At 68.3% G+C, this 23,804-nt stretch carries 16 protein-coding genes, 1 tRNA gene, 4 pseudogenes and 1 riboswitch; of the genes and pseudogenes, 8 read left to right on the forward strand and 13 right to left on the reverse strand.

Annotated elements, in window-relative coordinates; all coding sequences use genetic code 11:
* A partial coding sequence (locus BL254_RS23085) for a VOC family protein (RefSeq protein ID WP_175648461.1) occupies nucleotides 1–273 on the reverse strand: 273 nt, incomplete at its 3' end.
* A 394-nt stretch (nucleotides 274–667) separates the two neighbouring features.
* Here BL254_RS23085 and BL254_RS23090 point away from each other — a divergent pair.
* Nucleotides 668–4,378 (forward strand): NB-ARC domain-containing protein, encoded by a 3,711-nt coding sequence (locus BL254_RS23090; protein ID WP_076845130.1) that lies wholly within the window; start codon nucleotides 668–670, stop codon nucleotides 4,376–4,378.
* Between the two features lie 518 nt (nucleotides 4,379–4,896).
* On the opposite strand, the gene BL254_RS23095 is transcribed toward BL254_RS23090, so the two are convergent.
* The 3 genes from BL254_RS23095 to BL254_RS28810 all read right to left on the reverse strand — a co-directional run bounded on the left by BL254_RS23095 (nucleotide 4,897) and on the right by BL254_RS28810 (nucleotide 7,865).
* The gene (locus tag BL254_RS23095) at nucleotides 4,897–5,775 is read right to left on the reverse strand and encodes an EVE domain-containing protein (RefSeq protein WP_076845131.1); all 879 of its coding nucleotides are present in this window, start codon (nucleotides 5,773–5,775) and stop codon (nucleotides 4,897–4,899) included.
* 258 nt (nucleotides 5,776–6,033) lie between these two features.
* Nucleotides 6,034–6,462, reverse strand: coding sequence for a hypothetical protein (locus BL254_RS23100; RefSeq protein WP_052914937.1), 429 nt, complete (start codon nucleotides 6,460–6,462; stop codon nucleotides 6,034–6,036).
* Nucleotides 6,463–7,679: 1,217 nt separating this feature from the next.
* Nucleotides 7,680–7,865: a hypothetical protein gene (locus BL254_RS28810; protein WP_076845133.1), complete on the reverse strand. Its 186-nt coding sequence runs from the start codon at nucleotides 7,863–7,865 to the stop codon at nucleotides 7,680–7,682.
* A gap of 130 nt (nucleotides 7,866–7,995) precedes the next feature.
* Here BL254_RS28810 and BL254_RS29685 point away from each other — a divergent pair.
* Nucleotides 7,996–8,454 (forward strand): annotated as a pseudogene (locus BL254_RS29685) (recombinase family protein); the annotation flags it as partial.
* Here BL254_RS29685 and BL254_RS28820 read toward each other — a convergent pair.
* The gene (locus BL254_RS28820; protein WP_083731328.1) at nucleotides 8,437–8,820 is read right to left on the reverse strand and encodes a hypothetical protein; all 384 of its coding nucleotides are present in this window, start codon (nucleotides 8,818–8,820) and stop codon (nucleotides 8,437–8,439) included. The pseudogene BL254_RS29685 and the gene BL254_RS28820 overlap by 18 nt on opposite strands.
* A 317-nt stretch (nucleotides 8,821–9,137) precedes the next feature.
* Nucleotides 9,138–9,210 (reverse strand) — tRNA-Leu (locus BL254_RS23120).
* Nucleotides 9,211–9,383: 173 nt separating this feature from the next.
* On the opposite strand from BL254_RS23120, the gene BL254_RS23125 reads away from it, so the two are divergent.
* Both BL254_RS23125 and BL254_RS23130 read left to right on the forward strand, forming a co-directional pair.
* On the forward strand, nucleotides 9,384–9,998 hold the full coding sequence (locus BL254_RS23125) for an ANTAR domain-containing response regulator (protein WP_076845147.1): 615 nt from the start codon (nucleotides 9,384–9,386) through the stop codon (nucleotides 9,996–9,998).
* A 52-nt stretch (nucleotides 9,999–10,050) separates the two neighbouring features.
* Nucleotides 10,051–11,574, forward strand: a complete 1,524-nt coding sequence (locus tag BL254_RS23130) for a branched-chain amino acid ABC transporter substrate-binding protein (RefSeq protein ID WP_076845135.1) — start codon at nucleotides 10,051–10,053, stop codon at nucleotides 11,572–11,574.
* 16 nt (nucleotides 11,575–11,590) lie between these two features.
* On the opposite strand, the gene BL254_RS23135 is transcribed toward BL254_RS23130, so the two are convergent.
* Entirely contained in the window at nucleotides 11,591–13,840 is a 2,250-nt protein-coding gene (locus BL254_RS23135) for an MMPL family transporter (protein ID WP_076845137.1), read from the reverse strand.
* A gap of 335 nt (nucleotides 13,841–14,175) precedes the next feature.
* Here BL254_RS23135 and BL254_RS23140 point away from each other — a divergent pair, with 335 nt between their 5' ends.
* Nucleotides 14,176–14,769, forward strand: a complete 594-nt coding sequence (locus BL254_RS23140; protein WP_076845138.1) for a TetR/AcrR family transcriptional regulator — start codon at nucleotides 14,176–14,178, stop codon at nucleotides 14,767–14,769.
* 108 nt (nucleotides 14,770–14,877) lie between these two features.
* On the opposite strand, the gene idi is transcribed toward BL254_RS23140, so the two are convergent.
* Nucleotides 14,878–15,552: an isopentenyl-diphosphate Delta-isomerase gene (gene idi / locus BL254_RS23145; RefSeq protein ID WP_047224930.1), complete on the reverse strand. Its 675-nt coding sequence runs from the start codon at nucleotides 15,550–15,552 to the stop codon at nucleotides 14,878–14,880.
* Nucleotides 15,553–15,734: 182 nt separating this feature from the next.
* Nucleotides 15,735–16,799 (reverse strand): enoyl-CoA hydratase/isomerase family protein, encoded by a 1,065-nt coding sequence (locus BL254_RS23150; RefSeq protein ID WP_076845140.1) that lies wholly within the window; start codon nucleotides 16,797–16,799, stop codon nucleotides 15,735–15,737.
* A gap of 166 nt (nucleotides 16,800–16,965) precedes the next feature.
* A riboswitch (cobalamin riboswitch) is annotated at nucleotides 16,966–17,197 on the forward strand.
* A gap of 76 nt (nucleotides 17,198–17,273) precedes the next feature.
* Here BL254_RS23150 and BL254_RS27980 point away from each other — a divergent pair.
* Nucleotides 17,274–17,769, forward strand: a pseudogene (locus BL254_RS27980) (methylmalonyl Co-A mutase-associated GTPase MeaB); the annotation flags it as partial.
* Between the two features lie 158 nt (nucleotides 17,770–17,927).
* On the opposite strand, the pseudogene BL254_RS23160 reads toward BL254_RS27980, so the two are convergent.
* Nucleotides 17,928–18,458 (reverse strand): annotated as a pseudogene (locus tag BL254_RS23160) (ribonucleotide-diphosphate reductase subunit beta); the annotation flags it as partial.
* Between the two features lie 66 nt (nucleotides 18,459–18,524).
* Between BL254_RS23160 and BL254_RS23165 the strand changes: the two are divergent.
* Nucleotides 18,525–19,201, forward strand: a pseudogene (locus BL254_RS23165) (enoyl-CoA hydratase-related protein).
* Nucleotides 19,202–19,314: 113 nt separating this feature from the next.
* On the opposite strand, the gene BL254_RS23170 reads toward BL254_RS23165, so the two are convergent.
* The 3 genes from BL254_RS23170 to BL254_RS25475 all read right to left on the reverse strand — a co-directional run bounded on the left by BL254_RS23170 (nucleotide 19,315) and on the right by BL254_RS25475 (nucleotide 22,850).
* A complete protein-coding gene (locus BL254_RS23170) occupies nucleotides 19,315–20,109 on the reverse strand; it encodes an enoyl-CoA hydratase/isomerase family protein (RefSeq protein WP_047224931.1) in 795 nt (264 codons plus the stop codon).
* A 343-nt stretch (nucleotides 20,110–20,452) separates the two neighbouring features.
* The gene (locus BL254_RS23175; RefSeq protein WP_076845142.1) at nucleotides 20,453–21,103 is read right to left on the reverse strand and encodes a response regulator transcription factor; all 651 of its coding nucleotides are present in this window, start codon (nucleotides 21,101–21,103) and stop codon (nucleotides 20,453–20,455) included.
* On the reverse strand, nucleotides 21,093–22,850 hold the full coding sequence (locus tag BL254_RS25475; RefSeq protein ID WP_175648462.1) for a GAF domain-containing sensor histidine kinase: 1,758 nt from the start codon (nucleotides 22,848–22,850) through the stop codon (nucleotides 21,093–21,095). The genes BL254_RS23175 and BL254_RS25475 overlap by 11 nt, the downstream gene beginning before the upstream one ends.
* Before the next feature lie 483 nt (nucleotides 22,851–23,333).
* Here BL254_RS25475 and BL254_RS27460 point away from each other — a divergent pair, with 483 nt between their 5' ends.
* On the forward strand, nucleotides 23,334–23,657 hold the full coding sequence (locus BL254_RS27460) for a hypothetical protein (RefSeq protein WP_175648463.1): 324 nt from the start codon (nucleotides 23,334–23,336) through the stop codon (nucleotides 23,655–23,657).
* Nucleotides 23,658–23,804 lie beyond the last annotated feature (147 nt).

Below are 23,804 nucleotides of genomic sequence, written 5' to 3' on the forward strand. Positions count from 1 at the left end.
GAGTTCCAGGGCCAGCTCTTCCATCGCATCGAGGTCGTCAGCGCGGAAATCCAGGTGGAACTGTTGTGGCACGTCCTGACCCGGCCACTGCGGAGCCCGGTATCCGTCAACCCTCTGGAATCCCAGATCACAGCCGGAGTCGTCCGTCAGAGCGACGAACTCGTCCGTACTGAAGAGTTCGCGCATCCCGGTCAGTGCACCGTAGAAGCCCGCCAGCGTCTGCGGGTCGGCACAGTCCAGAGTCACCCCTCGCAGTACAGCGCCTGGCACCATTCGCTCCTTCGCGTCCGCGCGTCTGTCTCCGTGACCGCCGCTGCACGCGATCACCGGCCACAGCCACACCGTACTCGCCACATCCACCGCTGAAGTAGCGGTTTACCCCTGCCTCAGAGCAACGGGTGGCTGTGACCGGCGCTTTCGATACACGCCCTAACACGCTTCCCCTCGGGTGGGAACCGGAACCCGGTGAACTCCGAGACGGGAACTGGCGGATGGACGAGCCGTCGACGCATCGTTCGATCATGCCTGGCCAGATGCCAGGACGGCGGATCTAACCAACGCAACAGTCCCGACCGAGCAGGAGGCGAGACACCGCCATGAGCGTCGGACATGCCGGACTCGATGGCGCTAGTTTCGTGCCATGACGGGGGTTCCGGTTCGAGTATTCGTGAGTCACACATCCGAGTTGGCCGCCTTCCCACCGGGCCGRACATTTGTCGATGCGGCCTGCACGGCAGTCCGCCGAGCCGGTGGCATCGCCGTGGACATGGCGGACTTCGGTGCCCGGGACGAGATGTCGGCCGAGGTATGCCGGGCAGAGGTGCGGGGGTGCGACGTCTACCTGGTGATCGTCGGTTTCCGGTACGGCACGCTGGTGCCGAACCACGGCGTCTCGTACACCGAGTTCGAGTTCGATGTCGCCGCGCAGGCGGGGATGCCGCGGCTGGTGTTCCTGCTGGATGATGTGACCGCCACCGTGCCGGTCGCCCAGGTGGACGTGGACCGTCGCCGGGTGGAGCGGTTCCGGCGGCGGTTGCAGGACGAGCGGGTGACCGTGGTGGTGAGCAACCCGGACGACCTGGCCGCGCGGGTGGGGGAGGGACTGTCCAGCCTGATCCGCACCAGCCGGGCGGCGGAAGTCGCGCGGCACGGGCCGTGGATGGCCCCTCCGTTGGACCGGATGGTGGAAAGGCCCGAGCTCGGCGACCAGCTTATTGGGGCGCTTACCACAACGAATGCCGGGGAGGTGGGCCTGACGACCGGCCTGGCGGGCGCGGGCGGGTTCGGTAAGACGACGCTGGCCGCGTGGGCGTGTCATCAGCCCGAGATCCGTCGCACCTATCCCGACGGACTCCTGTGGGTGACAGTCGGGCAGGAGATCCATGGCGCCGACCTGGCGGAGAAGATCAACGACCTGTCCTTCGCGCTGAGCGGCCAGCGGCCGGCGATGACAGACCCGGATGCCGCCGGCGCCGAGCTGGGTCGACTCCTCGATGACCGAGGGCGGATGTTGCTGGTGGTCGACGATGTCTGGGATCAGAGCCAGGTGCGGCCTTTTCGCTTTGGCGGGCGTGCCTGCACCAGGTTGGTCACCACCCGTGTGCCCGGCCTTCTGCCGTCGCATGGGCCGCGCATCTACGTTGACGCCATGACGCCGAACCAGGCGGACGCGCTCGTCGCCGACGGCATCCCGGGACTGCATCCGGAGGCGGCCGGGCAACTCGCCGCTGTGGCCGGTCGGTGGCCCGTGCTGCTGAACCTCGTCAACGGAGTCCTACGGCGGAGGACGGAGCGAGGACAACGTCCTGACGTGGCCGCCCATGAGATCGCGCGCCGGCTTGCGCTGGAAGGGCCGACGGTCTTCGATCCAACGCGCCCGGCGGACCGCAGTCGGGCAGTCGCGGCCACGGTCGAGGCGAGTCTGGCCTCGCTCGACCCCCCGGACCGTGATCTTTATCTAGACCTCGCGATCTTCCCTGAAGATATCGACATCCCGGTCGAGATGCTGCGGCTGCTGTGGCCAACCGGCCGGGTGGAGGGGTTGTGCGAAGAACTGAGCGAGCTGGGGCTGGTCGCAGAGTATCGGTTTGACCCGCCCGGGCCGCGGCTGGTGCTGCATGACGTGATGCGCGCCTACCTACGGATCTGCCGGGACGCCGACGGTCGTGCCGCCGTACACAGCCGCCTTTTGACCGCTGCCGCCGGCCACCTTCCCGCCAGCGATCCGGGTGGGCCGACACCCTGGTGGCGGCTGTCCCCGGATGCCGGCTATCTGTGGCGGTTCCTCGTTTATCACCTTCGCGAAGCCGGAATGCGGGACGCGGCGGCCGACCTCGCCTGTGACCTCCGCTGGGTGGAGGCCAAGACCCGCCAGCTCGGCTCCGTGGTGGGGGCCGTTGCGGACCTAGACCTGGTCGAGACACCAACCGCGAACCTGCTGCGAAGCCTGCTTGCCCAGGCGGCGTCGCTGCTGGGCCCGATCGACCCGCCGGCGGCCCTCGGGGCGACCCTGGCCAGCAGGCTCCACGGTGTCCCGGCGCTGAAGGATGTCCTTGACGCCTACCAAACCACGTTGGCCCGGCCCCGCCTGGAACCCGCGTGGCCGCTGCCCGACCGGCCAGATCCCGCCCGGCCGGCCCCTTCGACCAGCCACATCGGCGGGATCAACGGCTGCGCCTTCTCCCCGGACGGCACTCTTCTCGCGACGGTCAGCGACGACCGCACCGTGCTGCTGTGGCGGCTCCCCGGCTGCACGCCGCACGGACGGCTCACCGGTCACACCGGCGGCATTTGGGCGTGCGCCTTCTCGCCGGACGGTGCACTGTTGGCTACCGCCGGCGACGACCGGACGGTGCGGCTGTGGGATGTCGCCACCCTCACCCAGACGACCGTGCTGGTCCACCCTGACTGGGTCCGGACCTGTGCGTTCTCGCCGGACGGTGCTCTTCTTGCCACCGGGGCCGACGACGGGACGGTACGGCTGTGGGAGACGGCTGCCGGTATCCAGCGCACGGCACTCGTCGGCCACACCGACCATGTTCAGGACTGCGCCTTCTCGCCCGACGGTGCGCTGCTGGCTACCGCCGGCGACGACCGGACGGTACGGCTGTGGGACATCGCAACCGGGGCCCAGCGGATGATACTTACCGGCCATATCGACCAGGTCCAGACCTGCGCCTTCTCGCCCGACGGCGCGTTGCTCGTCACGGCCGGTGACGACCAGACAATTATTCTATGGGATACCGTCACCTGGGCGGARCACGCGCGGAGCGTTGTCAGATCGGGTGTTTCAAGCTGCGGTTTCTCCCCGGACGGAAGTCTGCTGGCTGCCGCCGGCCGAGGGGGCACGGTCCTTCTCTGTCACGTTCGCGACGGCCTCCACACGTACGCCACCGCGGTCGGTCACCAGGGCCTGGTCTACTCTTGTGCCTTCTCACCCGACGGCAGGCTGCTTGCCACGACGGCCCAGGACCAGACCGTCCGGCTGTGGGACGTGCGGTCCGGCGGCGAGATCCGGGTTCTCRTCGGCCAGACCAGCCGGATGACCTGCTGTGAATTCTCCCCCGACGGCGATCTGCTGGCCTTTGCCGGGCAGGACCAGGTGGTCCGACTCTGGCACCTGTCCGGGGCAATGGCAAAGACGACGTTGGAGGGGCACGACGACTGGGTGCGTGACTGCGCATTCTCTCCGGACGGCCGTTTGCTGGCGACGGCGGGAGACGACGGGACGGCACGGTTGTGGCGGCTGCCGGACGGTGTCGAGCAGGCAGTACTGAGGGGCCACAACGGCCGGGTGGGCGGATGTTCTTTCTCGCCCGACGGGCGACTGCTCGCGACCGTGGGAGACGACGGGACGGCGCGGCTGTGGCGGGTATCCGACGGCGTTCAGGATGTCGTCATCACAGGTCCAACCGGCAGGATGTCCTGCTGCGCCTTCTCCTCGGACGGCCGACTACTCGCGACTGCCAACGACCGTGGGGACGCGCAGCTGTGGGATCTGCGCCGGGACGAGTCCACCGCACTCCCCGGACACGCCGACTGGATAACCAGCTGTGTCTTCTCTCCCGACGACAGGCTTCTCATCACGACGAGCGACGACACCACTGCCAAACTGTGGCGGACCTCCGACGGAGTGGAACGTTCGGTACTGAGAGGCCACTCGACATGGGTGTGGAATGCCGCGTTCTCTCCCGACGGTAAAGTTGTGGCCACGGTCGGCAACGACCAGTCGATCAGGTTGTGGGAGGTCGCGACCGGTGAGTGTCTGGCGGCGCTCCGGGTCGCGGGCCCCCTGCTGGGGGTGGCCTGGCATCCGGATGGTGCCCGGCTCTGCGCTGCGGGCGGATCGGGCCTGTACCTCCTCTCGTACCTCCGATGACGGTGACCCGGCGGTGGGGGTGAAAGGGACTGGAACGCTGGCCCCCGCGTGAGCCCATCAGACAGCCGTGCCGCCTGGATCGCCACGAACCCGCCGAGGCACTGTTGCATTCGCCTATTGCTGGCGATCTTGACCGCAGATCTTCTCGTCGACGGGGCTCATGTGAGCGAATCACGGAGGCTTCAGACACCCCGGAACGACCGTGGAGGATGTCTCCACCGGAAGATTTATCGTTAAGATCGGCCGGTCCTGACGGATGCAACAGTGCCTCGCAGACCTCGCCGTGTGAGGCGGGGAAGGCCGACCCGCGATCGGCTCCTGGCGGAGGACCCTGCCGAGCCGCTTGGCGGAACGGACCACGACGAACGGATGGTCATTGCGGCCACTGCGACGTGACGCCGTTGGGCCGGATCGACCACGACCATCGTGGATCATCTACGGCAATGGGCGTTGTGCATCGCACGGCAGCTGATTACCCTAACAGCCCTACCGAGGAGGTMATTCTCGGTGGAAGTCTTTCAGCTCGACAGCAGCTCGTCCAACGGGATGAACGACAGCCGACTGTCCCGATTCACCATGGCCGCGGCCTCTTTCTTGATACTGTCTCCGATCAGGATTCCGAGCGGCTGCCGATAGGAGGTGAATTCGTCCTCCAAACTCGCTCGATAGCTGAACACCTGGCCGACCGCGTTGCGGTCCACCATCCCCTTCTTCAGTTCTATCGCGATAAAGCGCTTCTTGCTGCGCTCGAAGCAGATAAGATCGGCGCGGCCACCGTTGTAACAAACGTACTGCCGGGCGTGAAGGTCCACATGCAGATCGTAGCGCGAGAAGAGCTCCATGTGTCCGGCAAGGTAGTTCTCGATGTCGTATTCCAGAAGGTGACGTTGCGTGGCCTTTTCCCGGAGGCGGTCCGTCGCCGTGTGGTCGGGGCTGAGACGACCGAGGAGGTGATCCCAGATAGGTCGGGGGATTTCATAGGCCCGGCGACGGAGGTTCGCCCRCAGCGGACCCCAGTCGGCCAGGACCGGATCGCTTCGCATGTCGGCGAGCTGTAGCGGCCTGCGGAACTTTTCGATCACCTCATAGTCACAGGCGACGTCCCACCCCAGGTCCGCGGCCACGTCGCCGTTGCGGAGCGCGTAGGCGTCTGACCTGGCCTCAATTAGATAGGCGATGTCTTTCTTGATCTGAGACCGGTAGAGCAGGATGAGGTCCCCTTCGCGGGTCTCTTTGTGGCATGTCCACCAGTCGTCCGGGGTGGAGCCCCAGGTCGGGTCGAGCTCTGGACGATCGGTGCCGTTCTCATCCAGGTAGTAGTCGGGCCCGGTAACCCAGATCCAGTACCGCCGCCCGTCCGATCCGGTCTCTGCTGTTTCCGCCCCCGCTTCGATCATGATTTGGGAGGGTATCGCATGGTCGCGATGGATGCCGATCCGGGCTCGCCATTGACAGCGACAACCCGCGGGCACTCAAGATTGCTCGGTGATGTCGGCGGCGGTGATGCCTCACCGCCGCCTATGTGGATCTCAGCCGCGGGGTCGCCCCTGAATCCCCGCGGGTTCCTCACATTGACGGTTGCAGAGGGCTACCGAACAGAACAGACTTTGCGTTCATATCGGCAGCTCGTCCAGCTGTCGGGGTAGGCGTAAGGGTCAGGTCCCCCCTCGGACACCGACCATTACCCCACGGTAACGTGGGTTGATCTTCACTTCGGCCCGTACCGTCTGGATAGCGGGCTGGTAGGTCAGGCGAAGGCCGAGCTGGCGGTACACCTCAGCCTTGTCTGCCGGGTCGGCCTCGGCAAGGGCAGTCAGTATGTCACCAAGGGCCTCGACCAGGGCGGCGATCTCGTCCCGGCTCATCCTCCGGTCGCTGTCTGTGGTGGCTTTATGGAGTTGACGTTCGGCGGCTGCCCGGTCGGCCTGGGTCTGGATGATCCGGCTTGTGGCGATGACGGGCTCGGCGCCGGCGTCGAGGGCGGCTCGGTAGCGGGTGAGTTTGGTTGTGCAGTCTGCGATGGTCAGACGTGCCCGCTCCGTGGCCTGGTTCTGGCCAGCGGGAACGTTCTGGGTGGCGATCATCGCGTCGAGGGTGCTGGTCAGCCGCGGTGGTGTGAGGCTGCTGGCGGGCCAGGTGTCGAGGGCGGGCTGTGAGGTGCTGTTGCATCTGGAGACTCGGCAGGGTAGTCGTGAGTTCCGTCGGCCGATGAGGCGCGTGCGGTTGAAATGCGGGAGATCATTTGAAGTCGAGCTGGTCTGTGATTCTTTTCATGTTCCGCATTGTATGTTTGGATTTCTCGATAGTTGGATGTATTTCCTGGTGGGGAGTGGCATGCGGAAGCGTGTAACGGCATCGATGTTGGTTATTCTTTGCGAATATTCGTAGTTGCCTTGAACTGTCTTCTGGCTATCCCATGGAATGGTGACTTTTTCTCCCAGTCGAGGTTGTGGCCTGCGGTTGCTTGGTGAGTGCCGGTGACCACGATCGGGGCTGGCCAGGATGGCCTCCTACGCACCCGAGCCGCCGACGACCCTGGTGGGGAATGCCGGAAGAAAGCAGCAGAACCGGCCGCTTCCGAGCCGGCGACGCCAGCAGGGCGAGCAGGCGAGCCGATGTCGTGGCGATGGTCCGTCGAGGTTGTTGATGGACCGGCCGGTCAGGCGTTGCGGGCGGAGCGTGCAGCGGCGCTTCGCGAGGCCCTGGCGGCCTGGGCGGCGGCGGCCGCTTCCGGGAGCGCCGCAAGCAGCCGACAACCGCCCAGGCCGGAGCCGTAACGGCGGGAATTCTGCGATCATCTTCCGTTACATCTGATTCCCTGCCAGGTGGATCGGATCCATTTTCCAGGGCGCGATGAGAGGAAGATGACGAAGGCTAGAATTGTCCTCGACAGGTTCCGGCGAGGGGAGCGTGGGATGGCGCAGATGCCGGAGGCGTTCGGGTCGTTGCGGTCGCGGTCGACCAGGCCGTCGGTGCGGGGCTGGGCGGGTCTGCGGGTGGCGTTCCTGGGTCGGGTGTCCACGAAGGACCAGCAGGATCCGACGTTGTCCCTGCCGCGCCAGTTGCACAACGCTGCCGCGGCGTTGCAGCCGGGGGCGCGGATCGTCGCGCATTTTTATGATGTGGAGTCCGGCCGGAAGAATCTGGATGCTCGGGGGTTCAGCCGGGCTCATGAGCTGTTCGATATTCCCGTTCCCCGGGATGGTGGGATCGCGGATCTGTTGGCGGAGGCGAAGGGGGTGTCGCGGCGGTTCGACGCGGTGATCTGCGAGTCGATCGAGCGGGTGGCCCGGCGTACCTACTACGGCACCCGGGTGGAGCACGAGCTGGAGCCGGCGGGGGTGGTGCTGCTGGCCGCGGACGAGCCGATGACGTTGTCGCGGTTGCGGGCGACCACAGTGTTGACGCGGCGGGTCAAGCAGGGGGTGGCCGAGTGGTATGTGCTGGAGACGTTGGAGAAGTCCTGGGACGGGTTCTGCGAGCACACCGCGCAGGGCTGGAACGTGGGACGGCCGCCGTACGGCTATCTACCGGACAGGATCCCGCATCCGGTGCCGGCGCGGCGGGCCGAGGGGCGGACCAAGCACCGGCTTGTTCCCGACCCGGTCCGTGGCCCGGTGGTCCAGCAGATCTTTGCCTGGCGGATCGCCGAGCGGTTGGGGTACGCGGCGATCGCGGACCGGCTCAACGCCGACCTCGACCGGTATCCGCCGCCGGTGCACATCGATCCGCGGCGGCGGCGGGACGCGTGGGGCCGGTCGTCGGTGCGGGAGATTCTGGTCAACCCGAAGTACACCGGTTACATGGTGTGGAACCGGCGGGGGACGAAGAAGGGGGGAGCGGTCAACCCTCCGGATGCGTGGGTGTGGTCGGCCGAGCCGGTGCATCCCCCGCTGGTCAGCCAGGCGGACTTTCTGGCCGCGGCCGCGGTGGGGGTGGAGCGGTTCGGCAGCCGGTCGGGTAACGGCGTCAACAGCGTGCATCCGCAGACCAGGCGGAGCTATCTGCTGCGGGGGATGGTGGTCTGCGCGTTGTGCGGCCGGCGGATGGTCGGGAAGTCACGGGCGGCGCGGGGCCGGCCGGACGCGCTGCTGTACTACGTCTGCGAGGCCCCACGGAACCACGCTGACTTCGCCGAACGTTACCCGGAGCATCCTGGTGGGATTCTGCTGGCGGAACGGCGCCTGCTCGCTGGGATCAACGGTTTCCTCAACACCCGGCTGCTTGGCCCGGATCGGCTCGCGCTGCTGACCGCCGAGATCGACCATGCGGCGGTGACAGCGGCGGACGATCGGGTCGCCCGCCGGGCCGCGTTGCAACACACCCTGGATGATATTGGCGCCCGGCAGCGGCGGCTGCTGACCACGCTGGAAACCCAGGATGACCCGAGCGGGGCGGTGTTCTCCCGTGTGCAGCAGCGGATCGCGGAGCTGGACGTGCAACAGCGGGCCGCTCAGGAGGCGTTGGACGAGCTCGACGCCCGGGATGCCGCGGTAGCCGCCGCCACACCCGATCTTGGCCTGTTGGGGCGGGTGCCGTTGGGCCGGTTGGACGTCGCGGATCTCCCTCAGGCGACCGCGCGGCGGTTGCTGGATGCACTCCGGTTGAAGATCCGCTATGACAGGGTGGCGGAGCGGGCGACCGCGCAGATCACGCTGGACGTCGAGACCGCGCAGGCACTGGACTCCACGATCATCCGTGCTGACGTTCCCAGCGAAGATCGCCTAGATGGCGGGAGCGCGTTTTCCCTTCCTTGTCGTGCCCCCGGTGGGATTCGAACCCACACTGTCGGTGGTTTGAGCACCGTCTCTCTGCCGTTGGAGTACAGGGGCCGGCAGCCACGGTTCGTGGACGCTGGGTCTTGAAGTTGCTGGCGAACCGGTCAATATGCAGGTAGAGCTTCCTCCATGACTGTAGCCGGGTAAGGTGCGGATCGACCGACCGCCTCACATCACGGCGGGTCAACAGTGTGATCCTAGCCCTGCGAGCCCAGGAGTCCGACTCGATGAGCCAGCCATCCTCGACCCCCCGCCGGGTGCTGATCGCCGAGGACGAGGCGTTGATCCGTCTTGATCTGAGGGAGATGCTCCAGGAGGAGGGCTACGAGGTGGTCGGTGAGGCCGGGKACGGCGAGGTGGCGGTCAGTCTCGCCACCAAGCTGCGCCCCGATCTGGTCATCCTCGACGTCAAGATGCCCCGGATGGACGGGATCGACGCCGGCGCGCACATCGCCAAGGAGCGGATCGCGCCGGTGGTGATCCTGACCGCGTTCAGCCAGCGGGACCTGGTGGAGCGGGCCCGGGACGCCGGGGCGATGGCCTACGTCGTCAAGCCGTTCCAGAAGAAGGACCTGCTGCCGACGATCGAGATGGCGATGAGCCGGTTCACCGAGATCGTCAGCCTGGAGGCCGAGGTCGAGGACCTGCAGGGCCGCCTGGAAGCCCGCAAGATCATCGAACGGGCGAAGGGGGTCCTGCAGACCGAGCACGCCATGACCGAGCCGGACGCGTTCCGCTGGATCCAGCGCACGTCGATGAACCAGCGGCGCACGATGCGGGCGGTAGCCGAGGCCGTGCTGGCCGGTGACCTGCTGCCCGGTGAGGCCCTGCCCGGAGCGTGACCACCGCCCGCAACCTGCTCGGGCGGAACCGGAGGAACGAAGAACGAAGAACATGGTCGGACGGCTGACGGCCGTGCTCGGACGGCTGTTCGTCACCGGGCCGCGGCGGTGGCTACACCGGGTGCTCGCCGCTGTGGTCGCTGTGACCGTGGCGCTCGTGGCCGTTCTCGCGGTGGCACTCGCGGGCGGTCCGCCGGCTCACGGCCCGTCCGCCGCGCGGGCCAGGACGGCCACGCTCGGCCTGATCGCACCGCTGTCCGCGGACCGCACACCCGTGGGTGCGGCCGTGCGTAACGCCGTTCGCCTCGCGGTCGACGAGGCGAACGCCCAGGGCACGATCCCGGGCTGGAAGGTCCGGCTGAGCGTCCAGGACGACCTGTCCAGGCCGGACGGCGGCGCCCGCGCCGCGGGGACGCTCGCCGCCGACCAGAGCCTGATCGGCGTGGTCGGGCCGCTGAGCTCCACGGTCGCGATGGTCGCCCTGCCCACCCTGGACGCCGCCGGGATCGCGGTGGTCTCACCGTCCAACAGCCAGCCCGAGCTGACCGGCATCACCTCGTCGRCTCTGTTGGCCTCGCCAGCGGCCCGTGGCCGGCCGTACCGGACCTATTTCCGGCTGAGTGGGACGGATGTGCTCGCGGCCCGGGACGCCGCCGAGTTCGCCGTGCGGGTCATCGGCCGCCAGCGGATCGCGGTGGTCGACGGCGGCCCGGACTTTGGTACCTCGCTCGCGCAACGGTTCGCCACCGAGGCCACGCGGCTCGGCGCGGCCGTCACCGGGACACACCGGGTCGACGGCAGCGCCGACGACACGACCGAGGTCGAACAGGTGGCCCGCTACCTTCGCATCGAAGCCCCGGACCTGGTGTACGTGGCGACCGGCCAGGCCTTCGCCGGGAAGCTGCGCGAGGAGCTGGCCGAGCACGGCCCGGCCGTGTCCATCCTGGGCTCCGACGGGCTGTTCGACCCTCACTACCCCGAGCAGGCGCGGGACACCGCCGAGGGGGACCTGGTCGCCGATCTCGGCGCGCCCCTGTCCGCGTTGCCGGCGGCCGGGCGGTTCGCGGCCGCCTACCTGGACCGCTGGCCGGCGGAGAGCGACAGCGACAGCGCCGGGGGAGGCGACCCGCGAAGTGGTGAGCCGCACGGCGGTGAGTCGGGCCGTGACGCTCCGGCTACCGGCGCTCCGGCTGGTGGCGGTTCGACCGGTGGTAGCCCGGCGGCGGCCGGTCCGGCTGGTGACGGCCAGGCTGACGGTGACGGTCACGCCGTCGTGTCGGCCTCGCCGGCCGTGTCCCCGGCGCCGGACGTCGACGTGATCCCCTCGGTCGCCGCCTACGCCTACGACGCGGCACAGGCGCTGCTGCGGGCCGCGGCCGGTGTCCTGCCCGGCCGGGACACGGTGGACGAGGCCGCCAGGGCGGCGATCGTCACCGCGGTCGGGCAGGGCCGCTTCCCCGGTGTCACCGGCGACGTCGGCTTCGACGCCTGGGGCGACCCGCTGACGTCGGTGGTGACCGTCTACGAGATCCGAAGGCAGCGCTTCGTCCCCGTGTGGGTTCACCGCTCCGAGTAGCCGCGGACCGCCGCGGTCAGGGGTGGTGGCCGGTCGCGGAAATGTCGTGGGGTGCGGTGGGGTCCCCGGCGGCTGCGGTGGCGTGGGCCCGCTGCTCGGGCAGGGCCGGTGGGCCGATCAGCTGCTTGCCCTCGACGTCGATGTCGGGCAGCAGCCTGTTCAGCCATGCCGGCAGCCACCAGGCGTGCCGCCCCGCCAGGGACATCACCGCCGGTACCAGGGTCATCCGCACCACGAACGCGTCCACGAGCACGCCGAAGGAGAGCGCGAAGCCGATCGACTGGATGATCGCCTGATCGGACAGGATGAACCCGGCGAACACGCTGATCATGATGATCGCGGCCGCGGTGACGACCCGGGCGCCGTGCCGGAAGCCGGTGACCACCGCGTCGTCCGGTTCAAGGCCGTGGACGAACTCCTCGCGCATCCGGGTGACCAGGAAGACCTCGTAGTCCATGGCCAGGCCGAACAGGACACCGATGAGGAAGATCGGCAGGATGCTGACGATGGGGCCGGTCGTCGCGACCCCGAGGACGTCCATCAGCCAGCCCCACTGKAACACGGCCACCACCGCGCCGAACGTGGCGACGACGCTGAGCAGGAAGCCCGCGGTCGCCTTCAACGGCACGAGGATGCTGCGGAAGACCAGGACGAGCAGCACGAACGCCAGCCCGACGACAACCGCGAGGTAGGGCAGGAGCGCGTCGGAGAGCTTCTCGGACACATCGATGTTGATCGCGGTCTCACCGGTGATCGCGGTGCTGGCGCCGGTGGCGGCCCTGATCGCCGCCGCCTGGCCACGGATGGTGTGCACCAGGTCCTCGGTGGCGGCATCGCTCGGCCCGGAGGTGGGGGTCACCGACAGCGTCGCGGTGTTGCCCGCGGGGTTGAACGTCGGCGTGGTCACCKCGGCCACGCCGGGCAACGCGGCGACGGTACGGGAGACCTCACCGACGGCCGCGCGCGGGTCGGCGCTGGCCGAGCCGTCCACCACGAGCAGCAGCGGGCCGTTGAAACCCGGCCCGAACCCGGTGGTGAGCTGGTCGTAGGCCCTGCGCTGGGTGCTGTCCGGCGCGGCCGTGGCGTCGGTGGGCAGGCCGAGGCGCAGATCGGCCGCGGGGACGGCGAGCAGGCCCAGGGCCAGCACGGACAGGACGACGGCGATGGCGCGGCGCCGCACGATCAGGCGTGCCCACCGCTGGCCCACGGTGGGGCCGCCGCCGTCGCCCTCGGGGTCGCGGGCACGCAGCCCGGGGATGCGCCCGCCCAGCAGCCGCCGCCCGGCGAAGCCGAACAGGGCGGGCAGCAGGGTGAGCGCGACGATGACGGCGACGGCGACGGTGCCGGCGGCGGCCAGCCCCATCGACGTCAGGAACGGGATGCCCACGACCGAGAGCGCGGCCAGCGCGATGACGACGGTCAGGCCGGCGAACACCACCGCCGAGCCCGCGGTGCCCACCGCGCGGCCCGCCGCCTGCTCGCCGTCGGAGCCCAGGGAGAGCTCGTGCCGGTAACGGGAGGTGATGAACAGCGCGTAGTCGACACCGACCGCCAGGCCGAGCATCAGGGCGAGCGTCGGGGTGCTGGAGCTGACGTTGATGAACCCGGTGGCGATCTGGATGCAGCCGATGCCGATCATCACGCTCAGTAGCGCGGTGAGCAGGGGGAAGCCGGCCGCGACCAGCGAGCCGAAGGTGATGACGAGCACGACGGCGGCCACGACCAGGCCGATGATCTCGGTGGCGCTCTGTTCGGGTGCCCCCTCCACCGCGGTGCCGCCGAACTCGACACCGATCCCGGCGTCGCGGGCCGCCCCGGCGGCGGCGAACAGGCCGTCCCTGGCCTCGTCGGTGACTTCGCCCGGCTGCACGCTGTAGGCGACCTGCGTATAGGCGGTGCGCCCGTCCTGGGAGACGCCGCCCCGGATGAACGGGTCGCTGGCCTGGGCTACCTGTGGCGCCTTGGTGATCCGCTGGACGGCCGCGGTGACGGCCTGTCTGCGTGCCGCCTCGGTGAGCGAACCGTCCGTGGCGGTGAAGACCACGCGCGCGGTGGCCGCGTCGGCGCCGGCGCCGGGCATGCGTTCCCGCAGCAGGTCGACCGCCTTCTGGGATTCGGTCCCCGGGATGGAGAAGGTCTCGGAGGTCGGGCCGGACAGGGTCGCCGCGCCGGCCCCGATGAGGGCCAGCACGACGACCCACAGGGCGACGACCAGCCGTCGACGGCGGTAGGCCGTGCGTCCGAGCCGGTACAGGTAGGTGGCCAACGGATCTTCTCCTCAGGTCGGTAGGGCACTGCGGATGGGTGCCGCTTGCCAGAGTCGCTAGCCGATCGGCAGGTATTGTCAAAAAGGAAGCTAGCCGTTCGTCTAGGAAATGGCAAGCTGATCGGCTAGTTACCAACCTGCCGTTCGACTAGCATTAAGATCAGCGAAAGCACGGGACGCGCCGATGCCGGCCTGTCACGCGGGATGATGGCTGGCGGCGGCACCCAGATCGCTCGTACAGATGGGAGCAGTCGGACGGACAGCCCGGGCCGACCGGGGCCGCCAGGGCACAGCCCAGACGGGTAGACAGGTAGACGGACAGGAGGTCGAAGGCGGTGGCGACACAGCTCGAACCGGCGGTCCCTCGAGAGGGGACGGGGCGGAAGAAGCTGCTCGCGGCGRCCCTGGACCTCTTTGCCGAGCGAGGCGTCAGCGGGACGTCACTACAGATGATCGCGGATGCGCTCGGCGTGACCAAGGCTGCCGTCTACTACCACTACAAGACCAAGGACGACATCGTCCTCGCGGTGGTCAACCCGGCGATCGAGGAGCTCGCCGTGATCGCGAGCGAGGCCGAGCGGAAGCGTTCCCGCGCCGCCCAGGTCGAGACCGTGCTGGTCGGCATCATCGATCTGATCGTCCGTAACCGGTCCCTCTACGCCGTGCTACAGGGCGACCTTGCGGTCGCGCACGTCCTGAGCGAACACGGGGCGTTTCCCGAACTGAGCAACCGGATCATGGCGCTGCTCGTGGGGCCTGATCCCGACCCCGGCACCATCGTGGCCGCGAGCATTCTGCTCTCCGGGCTGGGCGAAGCCGGGTTCGGCCCGCGGGTCGCCGACATCGGCGACGAGGAGCTGCGTGGCCACATGCTCGGCTGCGCCCGGCGTCTGCTCCGCCACCGTCGGCCGTCGGCCGCCACCCCCTGAGGCTGCCCAGTGCCCGGCGCCCGGTGCCGCCGGTGGGGGAGCCTGGCACGGAGGTGGCGGGCGGACGGGCGGAGCGGCTTCCGCGGTGGCGCGGAATTCCTTCCCGGCTTATTCCCGGTGGTTTCTGGAATTCTGTCGGGCGGCCGGAGGCAGCGCCTCGTCCGGTGCCACCGGCCAGTGCCGGGGCGAGGGCCCGAGCGGGCGCAGTCGTGCCATTTGCAGGCGGCACCACGGTGATATCTCCAGAGAACCGTTCAGAACGTCCTCGGAGAATGTCGACCATGGCGTCCAGTATGCTTCGGCGACCTCTTCCGGGTTGATCCGGAAATCGTCCGACGCCTGTGCGAAGAACACCGGGCAGATTTCGTTCTCCACGGTGCCGTCGGTCATCACGCAGCGGTAGCGGAACGTCGGTAGGGCCAGGTCGATGCGCTGGACGCGCAGGTTCAGCTCTTCGGCCAGCCGTCGTGAGACGGCCGTCCGGAAATCCTCACCAGGGGCCGGATGGCCGCAGCAGGTGTTGGTCAGAACCCCTGGCCACGTTCGTTTCGCATGAGCGCGCCGGGTGACGAGTATGCGGTCGGCGGCATCGAAGACATAGCAGGAGAACGCCAGGTGCAACGGTGTTCGGGGGCCATGAACGGTGGCTTTCGGGGTGACTCCGACCGCTTCCCCGGACGGGCTGAGAAGAACGACGAGTTCCGCCGCCGCGCCGGCCGTCCCGTCCGATCCGGGGGAATCCGGCGACGATGACGCCCGGGCATACGGTCGAGAATGGCTCATGGAAACAAGGGTAACAGTGCCCGCCGGCCGCCGTTCGCGTCGGAGCGGATTTCCTGAATCGGAGAGCCATTGCCCTGTGGCAATCGGTGCCCCGGCGTCATGCCGGGGCACCGGCCGGTGGGGACGCCGTGCGCGCCGACGCCGTGCGTGCCGGCAGCAGTGCCGTCCTACGCAGTGTCGTCCTACGCCGTCACACCATGGACGGGAGCGGCGGCGAGTCCGAGTTCGCCGGCGCCCAGGGGTGCGAAGAAGCTGGCGACCAGGTCGTCGCTGACCTCGGCCAGGGCCGCCGGTGACCAGCGGGGGTTGCGGTCCTTGTCGACGACCTGGGCCCGGATGCCCTCGGCGAGGTCGTGCGAGTGCAGGCAGGCGCTGGAGATCCGGTACTCCTGGTCGAGCACCGCCTCCAGGCTGGGCAGTTCGGCGGCCGACCGGAGCGCGCRCAGGGTGACCTTGAGCGCGGTGGGCGATCTTTTTGCGATCTCCTTCGCCGCGGCCGCGGCCGGCCCGCCGTGGTCGTTCAGCCGGTCCAGGATCTCCTCGACGGTCCGCGCCGCGTAGCAGTGGTCGATCCAGCCCGCCTGCGTGGCCAGCGCGCTGGCCGGGGGCGGCTCGGCGAAGGAGCGGACCACATCGACCGGATCGCTGTCGTCACCGTTGCCCAGCGCGTCGACCAGCGCGCCGAGCCGGTCGCTGGGCACGTAGTGATCGGCCAGCCCGTGGTGGATGGCGTCGGCGCCGGATATCCGCGCGGTGGTGAGCGCGATGTGGGTGCCCGACTGGCCGGGCATCCGGGACAGCAGATAGGTTCCGCCGACGTCGGGCACGAGGCCGATGGCGACCTCGGGCATGGCAACCAGGGAACGTTCGGTGACCACCCGTACGCTGCCGTGCGAGGAGACACCGACGCCCCCGCCCATGACCAGTCCGTCCATCAGCGCGACATACGGTTTCGGGTAGTGGCTGATGCGGGCGTTGAGCCGGTACTCGTCGACCCAGAAATCCAGGGCGGCGGTGCCGCCGGAGCTGACGTCGTCGTAGATGGACCGGATGTCACCGCCGGCGCACAGCCCCCGCTCGCCAGCACCGTCGATCAGCACCGCCCGGATGCGCTCGTCGTGCTCCCAGACGGTCAGGGCGTCGGCGATGCGGCGCAGCATGTCGTGGCTGAGCGCGTTGATGGCCTTCGGCCGGTTGAGCGTGATCCGGCCCAGCCGGCCCTGGACGGTGAACAGTATGTCGGCCATCGCCTTCCCTCCGGTGCCCGGCGGGACACGGCGGCCCGCACGGTAGGACGTCCAACAATGTCGGCTGATACCGCGCGGTCTCAAGCGATACCCCGCAGCCCGCGGCTTACCGGCGGGCACGCACCGTGGGCCGGGAGTTGCGAGCGTGTGCCGGCCTGCCGGTCCTATAGTCGGTTCCGGAGCTGGTTCCGCCCGGTCAGCCAGATCGGGTGTCGTAAGAGGGAACCCGGTGTGAGTCCGGGACTGCCCCGCAGCGGTGAGTGGGAACGACCGCCGTCATCAGCACTGGGTTCCAGACAGAACCTGGGAAGCGACGGCCAGTAGAATGGCCAGTAGACAGGCCACCTTGGTGTCCGTGCCCACAAGTCCGAAGACCTGCCAGCTCGCCGCGCGTCCGGCGACGTGCGGTGGTCCAGGGCTTCGAGGGAGAGCCGGGGGACGCGGCCACGGATTCCCGTGCTGTGACGCTCTCCGCCGTCCTCGACCTGCACCGGCGGCAGCATCCTGGGGGACCGGACGCGGATGGCCCGGCTCGGAATCGACCCGGCCGCGTTCGTGCGCCCCTCGCCGACGTCGGGGACCCTCGGCGGTGTCGCCCGGGCGACCCGGGAGTCCATCGTGGTGATGGAGGCCGCCGGTTACGACGTCGTCCTGGTCGAGACGGTCGGCGTCGGACAGTCGGAGGTGACCGTCGCCGGGATGGTCGACACCTTTCTGCTGCTGTGCCTGGCGCGTACCGGCGACCAGTTACAGGGCATCAAGAAGGGGGTGCTCGAACTCGCCGACATCGTCGCGGTCAACAAGGCCGACGGCCCCTACGAGCAGGATGCGCGCGTCGCCGCGAAGGAGCTGGCTGGCGCCCTGCGGCTCCTGCAGACCGCTGACGGCGGCTGGACCACACCGGTGCTGACCTTGCAGCGCCATGACCGGCGCGGGCCTGGAGGAGGTCTGGCGGACCGTCGAACGCCACGGAGACGCTGGCCGCCGACCGGATCCTGGCGGCCTTCCTCGGGGAGCCGCCCGGGACAGCCTCCGACGGAGCCCGTTGACGACGACACCGCGGCCCGACCATGGCCCGGCCACCGCCGCCGGGTACTTCTCCTGCCGGTGGGCCGATCGGTGGACCGGTCAGAAGTCCTCGTCGAAGGCGACGATCCCGGTCACGCCCATCTGGTAGGACGAGACGCGCCGCTCGAAGAAGTTCGACAGTTCCTGGACGTCTTGGAGTTCCAGGAAGGAGAACGGGTTGGCTGATCCGAACATCGGCGCGAACCCGAGCTCGGCCAGCCGCCGGTCCGCGACGTACTCAAGATACGAGCGCATGTCCGGCACGGTCATCCCGGCGACGCCACCGGCGAGGAGGTCCCGCGCGAACGCCGTCTCGGCGGCCACCGCCTCGGCCAGCATCGCGCGGACGCCGGCTTCGAACTCGTCGCCAACGAGGTCCAGTTCCTCCGCGCGCACCGTGCGTACGACGTCGAACGCGAACTCCATGTGCATCGACTCGTCACGAAACACCCAGTTCGTCCCGGACGCCAGCCCGCTGAGCAGGCCCCGGGATCTCAGGAAGTACACGTAGGCGAAGGMGCCGTAGAAGAACAGCCCCTCGATGCAGGCGGCGAAACAGATGAGGTTCAGCAGGAAGGCCCGCCGGTCGCTCGACCGGGAGTCGGGATGATCACTTTGAACCGACCGAAGGCGCTGAACGCGCTGAGCCTTCAGGTCATGCGGGAGCTGACCGCGGCGGCTGCGGACCTCGACCAGGACCGTTCGATCGGCGCTGTCGTGATCACCGGCTCGTCGAGGGCGTTCGCCGCGGGCGCCGACATCAAGGAGATGCAGCCCCAGTCGTTCAGCGAGGTCTACGCCAGCGACTGGTTCGCAGGCTGGGACGGGCTGGCCCGGGTCCGCACCCCCTGATCGCCGCGGTCGCGGGCTACGCGCTGGGCGGCGGCTGCGAACTGGCGATGATGTGCGACATCCTGCTGGCCGCCGACACCGCGAAGTTCGGCCAGCCCGAGATCACTCTTGGTGTGCTGCCGGGGATGGGTGGCTCCCAGCGGCTGACCAGGGCTGTGGGCAAGGCCAAGGCGATGGAACTGTGTCTGACCGGCCGGACGATGGACGCCATCGAGGCCGAGTCGGCCGGCCTCGTCTCGCGGATCGTGCCTRCCGAGGGTCTCGTCGACGAGGCGCTCGACGTGGCGGAGAAGGTCGCGGGAATGTCCACTCCGGTGGCCATGATGGTCAAGGAGGCGGTCAACCGTGCCTTCGAGACTTCGCTGAGCGAGGGTGTGCTGTTCGAACGGCAGATCTTTCATGCCACGTTCGCCACCGCGGACCAGGAGGAGGGCATGGCGGCCTTCACCGAGAAGCGCCGGCCCGTCTTCCGGGACGAGTGATCGTCTTTCTGGAACGGGTGATCACTACGGGGCGGGGTCGACGCCGGGTTCGGCTCGCCCGTCGCTGAACGCGTCCACCGCGGCCAGGTCATCGGTGGCCGGCACCCGATCTATCAGGCGCGGGAACGGCGGGTGTCAAGGAAGGCGGTGACCAGCGCCCGTGACCGTGGGTCTGCTGCCGATTCCGCGATCGCCGCCGACTCCAGGTCGAGATGCTCCTCGAAGGAGCGCCGCTCCGCCTCCGCGAGCAGCTTCTTCGTCCGGGCCAGCGTGCCCGGTGGGACCGCCGCCAACTGCTCCACGACCGCCGCGACCGCATCGTCGAGCCGGCCGTCCTCCACAACCTGGGTGACGAGCCCCCAGTCGAGTGCCTCGGCCGCTGAAAGAGACCGTCTGGTCAGAGCGAACTCGGCCGCGCGGCGCGGACCGAGGATGCGGGGGAGCAGCCAGCTCGCGCCGCCGTCCGGGGACAACCCGACCGCGGAGTAGGCGAGAGTGAACGACGCGCTCCGGCCGGCGAGCAGAACGTCACCGGCCAGAGCGATGCCAATGCCGACGCCCGCCACGGCGCCGCGTACCGCCACGACGATCGGCGCCGGCAGCCCCGCCAGGATCCGTAACGCATCGTGAACAGTGTTCGCCAGTCTGGCCACAAAGGTCCCGACATCGTCGCCGACGGCGACGAACGCCCGCAGATCCCCGCCTACGCAGAAGTTCGCTCCCCGTGATCGGACGACCACGACGGTTGACGTCCCCTTGGTGACAAGTTCCCGCACCTGCTCCGCGGAGCGGACAAGGGCGGTGGCCAGCTCTATGTCGACGGCGTTGCCCGAACCATGATCAATGACCAGGTGTGCGACGTGCCCGGCGATCGTCACGTGGACGGGAGCCGGTTCTGCGAGGGTCATCGTCGATCTCCTGTGGGTGCCAGGGGCCGCGGCACGAGCGGCCTGGATACGCCTGGACCGCACAACGGGGCGGACGCCCACGGGCTGATCGGCACCGCTGCGTTCGTAACGGCACCGCCACCCGGGCGGAGCCTGGCGCGTGGACTCACCGCCCCCGGGGAACAGCCGGAGCGCTCCCACCGTGTCGACGGACGAATCGATTCGTTTCCACGGCCGCGAGCCCCGTACGATTTCCGCGATACCGGCCCACGGTGGGGGAGAGGATAGTCCGAGAACACCGACCGCCTTTGCTCTGATGGACACGGTTGTTCCGATGAACACCGGCGCCCGCCACCTCGTCGCCTCATTTTACCAGGCCCATCTCTCTGGCCAGGCGCACAAGTTCGGCCCGCGAGCGCAGACCCACCTTTTGTTGAAGCCGATATCGATAGGTTTCCACGGTGCGAACGGAGAGGTYGAGAACCTCGGCCATCTCCGGATTCGTGTGACCGAGGGCAAGCAGGCGCAGGATCTCAGCCTCACGTTCGGAGAGCCCAGCCACCGTGGAAACAGAGCGGCCTTCGGCGCTCGTGTCCCTGCCCAACAGGGCGGCCCCGAGCGTCGGGTGAACATACCGTTCGCCCTTGGCGACGTCGTGGATGGCCTGGATCAGCTCGATGTCGGCCGCGGCTTTCAGCACGTAGCCGAGYGCCCCGCTCGCGAATGCTTCTCTCAGGTAGGCGACATCGTCGTGCATCGTGAGCATCAGGACTCTGCTTGCCGGGCTTGCCCCGAGAATTCTCCCGATCGCCGAGATCCCACTGCTGTCTGGTAGGCCGATGTCCAGGACGACGATATCGGGTTGGAGTCGTCCGGCCGCCGCGACGGCTTCGGCCGCCGTGCCGACGTCCGCGACGACAAGGATCCCGGAGTCCTCGGCGAGCATCCGCCGCAGGCCGCCACGGACGATCCTGTGATCGTCGCAGAGCAGAACCCGTAATCGGTCATTCGTCAAGAGGCACCTCCAGTGAGATCGCTGTGCCYTGCCCCGGGGCGGAGGTCACGCGCAGCGTTCCACCGACCAGAGCCGCCCGTTCTTTCATGCCGAGGAGGCCGAGGCCCCCACCGGAGAGGGCATCCGTACGGAAGCCGATCCCGTCGTCTTCGATCACGACACGTAGGCACCGCTGAGTACGTCCTATGACGACGCTGCACTTCGAGGCCCGGGAGTGCCGAGCGACGTTCGTGACTGCCTCCTGTACCACTCGATAGGTCGTTGTCTCAATCTCAGCCGATAATCGGTCCCCGGGCTCGAGGTTGACGGTCTCGAGCTCGACACAGACATCCCCCGTCACGGCGCTCGCGGTCAGCCGTCGGAGGGCGGCCACGAGGCCTAGATCATCCAACACAGTCGGCCTGAGGTCGAAGGCGAGACGCTGAACTGAGCCGAGCGCACCRGCGACATGGTGGCGAAGCTCTGCTACCCGTGGCAGCACGTCACTTGGCTTGACTGATCCAGAGCTGTCGTTGGAAACAGTGCTTTCCACCAACCGCACGCCCAGCAGCACCGAGGTGAGCGCCTGTCCGACTTCGTCATGGAGGTCTCGTGCTACTCGCGACCGCTCAGCTTCCTGCGCCGAGATTACCCGAGCGCGTATGTCGCGCTGTAGCTGCTGGCGCTCCAGCGCAGCACCGGCTAGGCGTGCAACGAATTCGGCGAGCTGTTGCTCCTCCTCACCGAACAGCTTGCCGACCTGCGAGTGCAACGCCAGGAAGTATCCAACCATCTCGTCCCGCACAAAGACCGGCGCGCAGAGCGCCGACCGGGCGTCCGGAAGAGCCAATTCGGCATCCGGCTCGAGCTCGGTCGCCAGCGGGCGATTCAGAACAAGCGGGCCACGGTGCTCCGCCGCGCGCCGCGCCGCCTCCTGCTCCTCGGCGGACGCCGCTGAATGGCCTGGACGCCAGTCCGTGGTGAGTCCGACGACACGACAGCGTTCAGCGCGGAGCAGGGTCTGGGTGGTCTCACGGATCGCCCGCACGGTCGCCTCCGCCGAGTCGCTTGACGCGAGCAGGACACCGGCCTCGAGCAGCGCCGCGAACCGCTCGGCCAGACCCAAAGTAGACAGAGCCGATCGCGCAGCGCCCAAGCCCAATTCGGGGTAGCCCTCGCCACCGGGTACCTCACCGGTCAACTCGAGGCGGGCAGATTGCAAGTTAGTTTCCGCCAGCTCCGCGCTCGCCTCACGCCGTCTCGCCCATGCCGCGCTGCGCTTGAGATATCGGCGGGCACGACGCCGATGTCCGGACAGCGCGCATACCACGCCCAGCTCACGCAACGCATGGGGCAGGTCGTTGGGATAGAGCTTCCCGTAGCGCACCGCTCGACGGGCCGATTTTCGTGCACGCCGGAGCCGTTCGCGTCGGATGTGCGGTAGAAGTGGTCGCTCGGCCGCCTCTCGATGCAAGGTCGCTAGCCACGCGAAGACCGGCACCAGATGCGTGCTTGTAGGTTGCGCACGGCTCACCAGGCGCGCCGCGCTTGACAAACTCTCAATCGCCTGCTCGAGTTGGCCCGCGTGGCGAAGKCGCAAGGCTTCAGCAAGCAGAGCTGCGACCGTCACTTCAATGTCATCGCCGCGTCGCCCCAAGGCGGCCTGTGTCTGAATGGCCGTGACACGGCCCTCGGTTACTTTCGCGAGAACTTCTAGCGCGGTGATTTGTGCGTGCGCGTCGCCGATCTCAACTCCAATATCGAACAATCGGCGAGCTTCCTCCCGTGCCTCGCCTAGATGGCCCAGACGGTAGAGGCAGACTGCCCGCGTACGCGTGGCGAAGCCCAGTTCCCACCGGTCGCCGAGTTGATCTAAGGTTCGAACCGCGTCGCCGGCGGCGGCGGCGGCCTCCTGGTATCGGCCGGCTGCGTGCAGAACACACGCTCGCATACTCGCGACGTGTCCTTCTCCGTGCGGATCTCCCTGGCTCTGGTAGATCCACGCCGCGTGATCTATGTAGCGCATGRCACGGCGACAGAAAAACGGAAAAGTGAGTGCGAGGGCGGCTCCATAAACGGAACTCGCGTGTGCGAGTTCGGTGGTGTTTCGGCAGCGCTCCGCTATATTGATCTGACGCAGTATGAGGCACAGGGTTTCGGGACGTCGCGAATGGAACCATCTTGGATACTGCAGGCGAGTGTAGAGGTGTGCTTTGAGCCGGTTGCTTCGAAGCTCCGAGTCGGACTGTCTGTGAAAGCTGAACCTCCGGACACGTCGGGTGACACGCCGTACGATCTCCCAGGAAAGCCGCAGGAGCAGCTGTATCCGACCGCCCTCGGGCACCCATTCGCCCAGGGCTCGAAGACCGGATTCTATGTGGGCGGCCGCACCCGCGAGATCGTCCCTTCGGAACACCAGTTGCCCCAGTTGACCTTCGATCCAGGCGAGCTCGAGGCTGTCCCCGGCCAGCTCGCGTGCTCGCTGGAACCGGGTGGCTGCCTCGTCRTAGCGTCCGCGCAGCATGAGGATCTGGCCGAGTGCCTCGACGAGGGCGTACTGGACTTCCCTTGGTGAGGCGTCCATTCCCCGTTCGGCTATCCGGTACTGGCGCTCCCCTCTGTGTCAGTCTCGGGTGAGACATCCGCTGGGTGCGGGTTGGCTACAGAGGGCGTGATCGGAGATCCTCGTGTTCGTGGAGTCAGAGTCCCAGGAGCGTCCTGG

Source organism: Protofrankia sp. BMG5.30 (assembly GCF_001983005.1).
GTDB classification, from domain to species: Bacteria; Actinomycetota; Actinomycetes; order Frankiales; family Frankiaceae; genus Protofrankia; species Protofrankia coriariae.

What these genes read in the sequence shown, in the direction of transcription:
- BL254_RS23100 (WP_052914937.1), bottom strand. Translation starts at nt 6,462, where the DNA reads ATGATCGCCACCCAGAACGTTCCCGCTGGCCAGAACCAGGCCACGGAG.
- BL254_RS23170 (WP_047224931.1), bottom strand. Translation starts at nt 20,109, where the DNA reads ATGACCCTCGCAGAACCGGCTCCCGTCCACGTGACGATCGCCGGGCAC.
- idi (WP_047224930.1), bottom strand. Translation starts at nt 15,552, where the DNA reads ATGAGCCATTCTCGACCGTATGCCCGGGCGTCATCGTCGCCGGATTCC.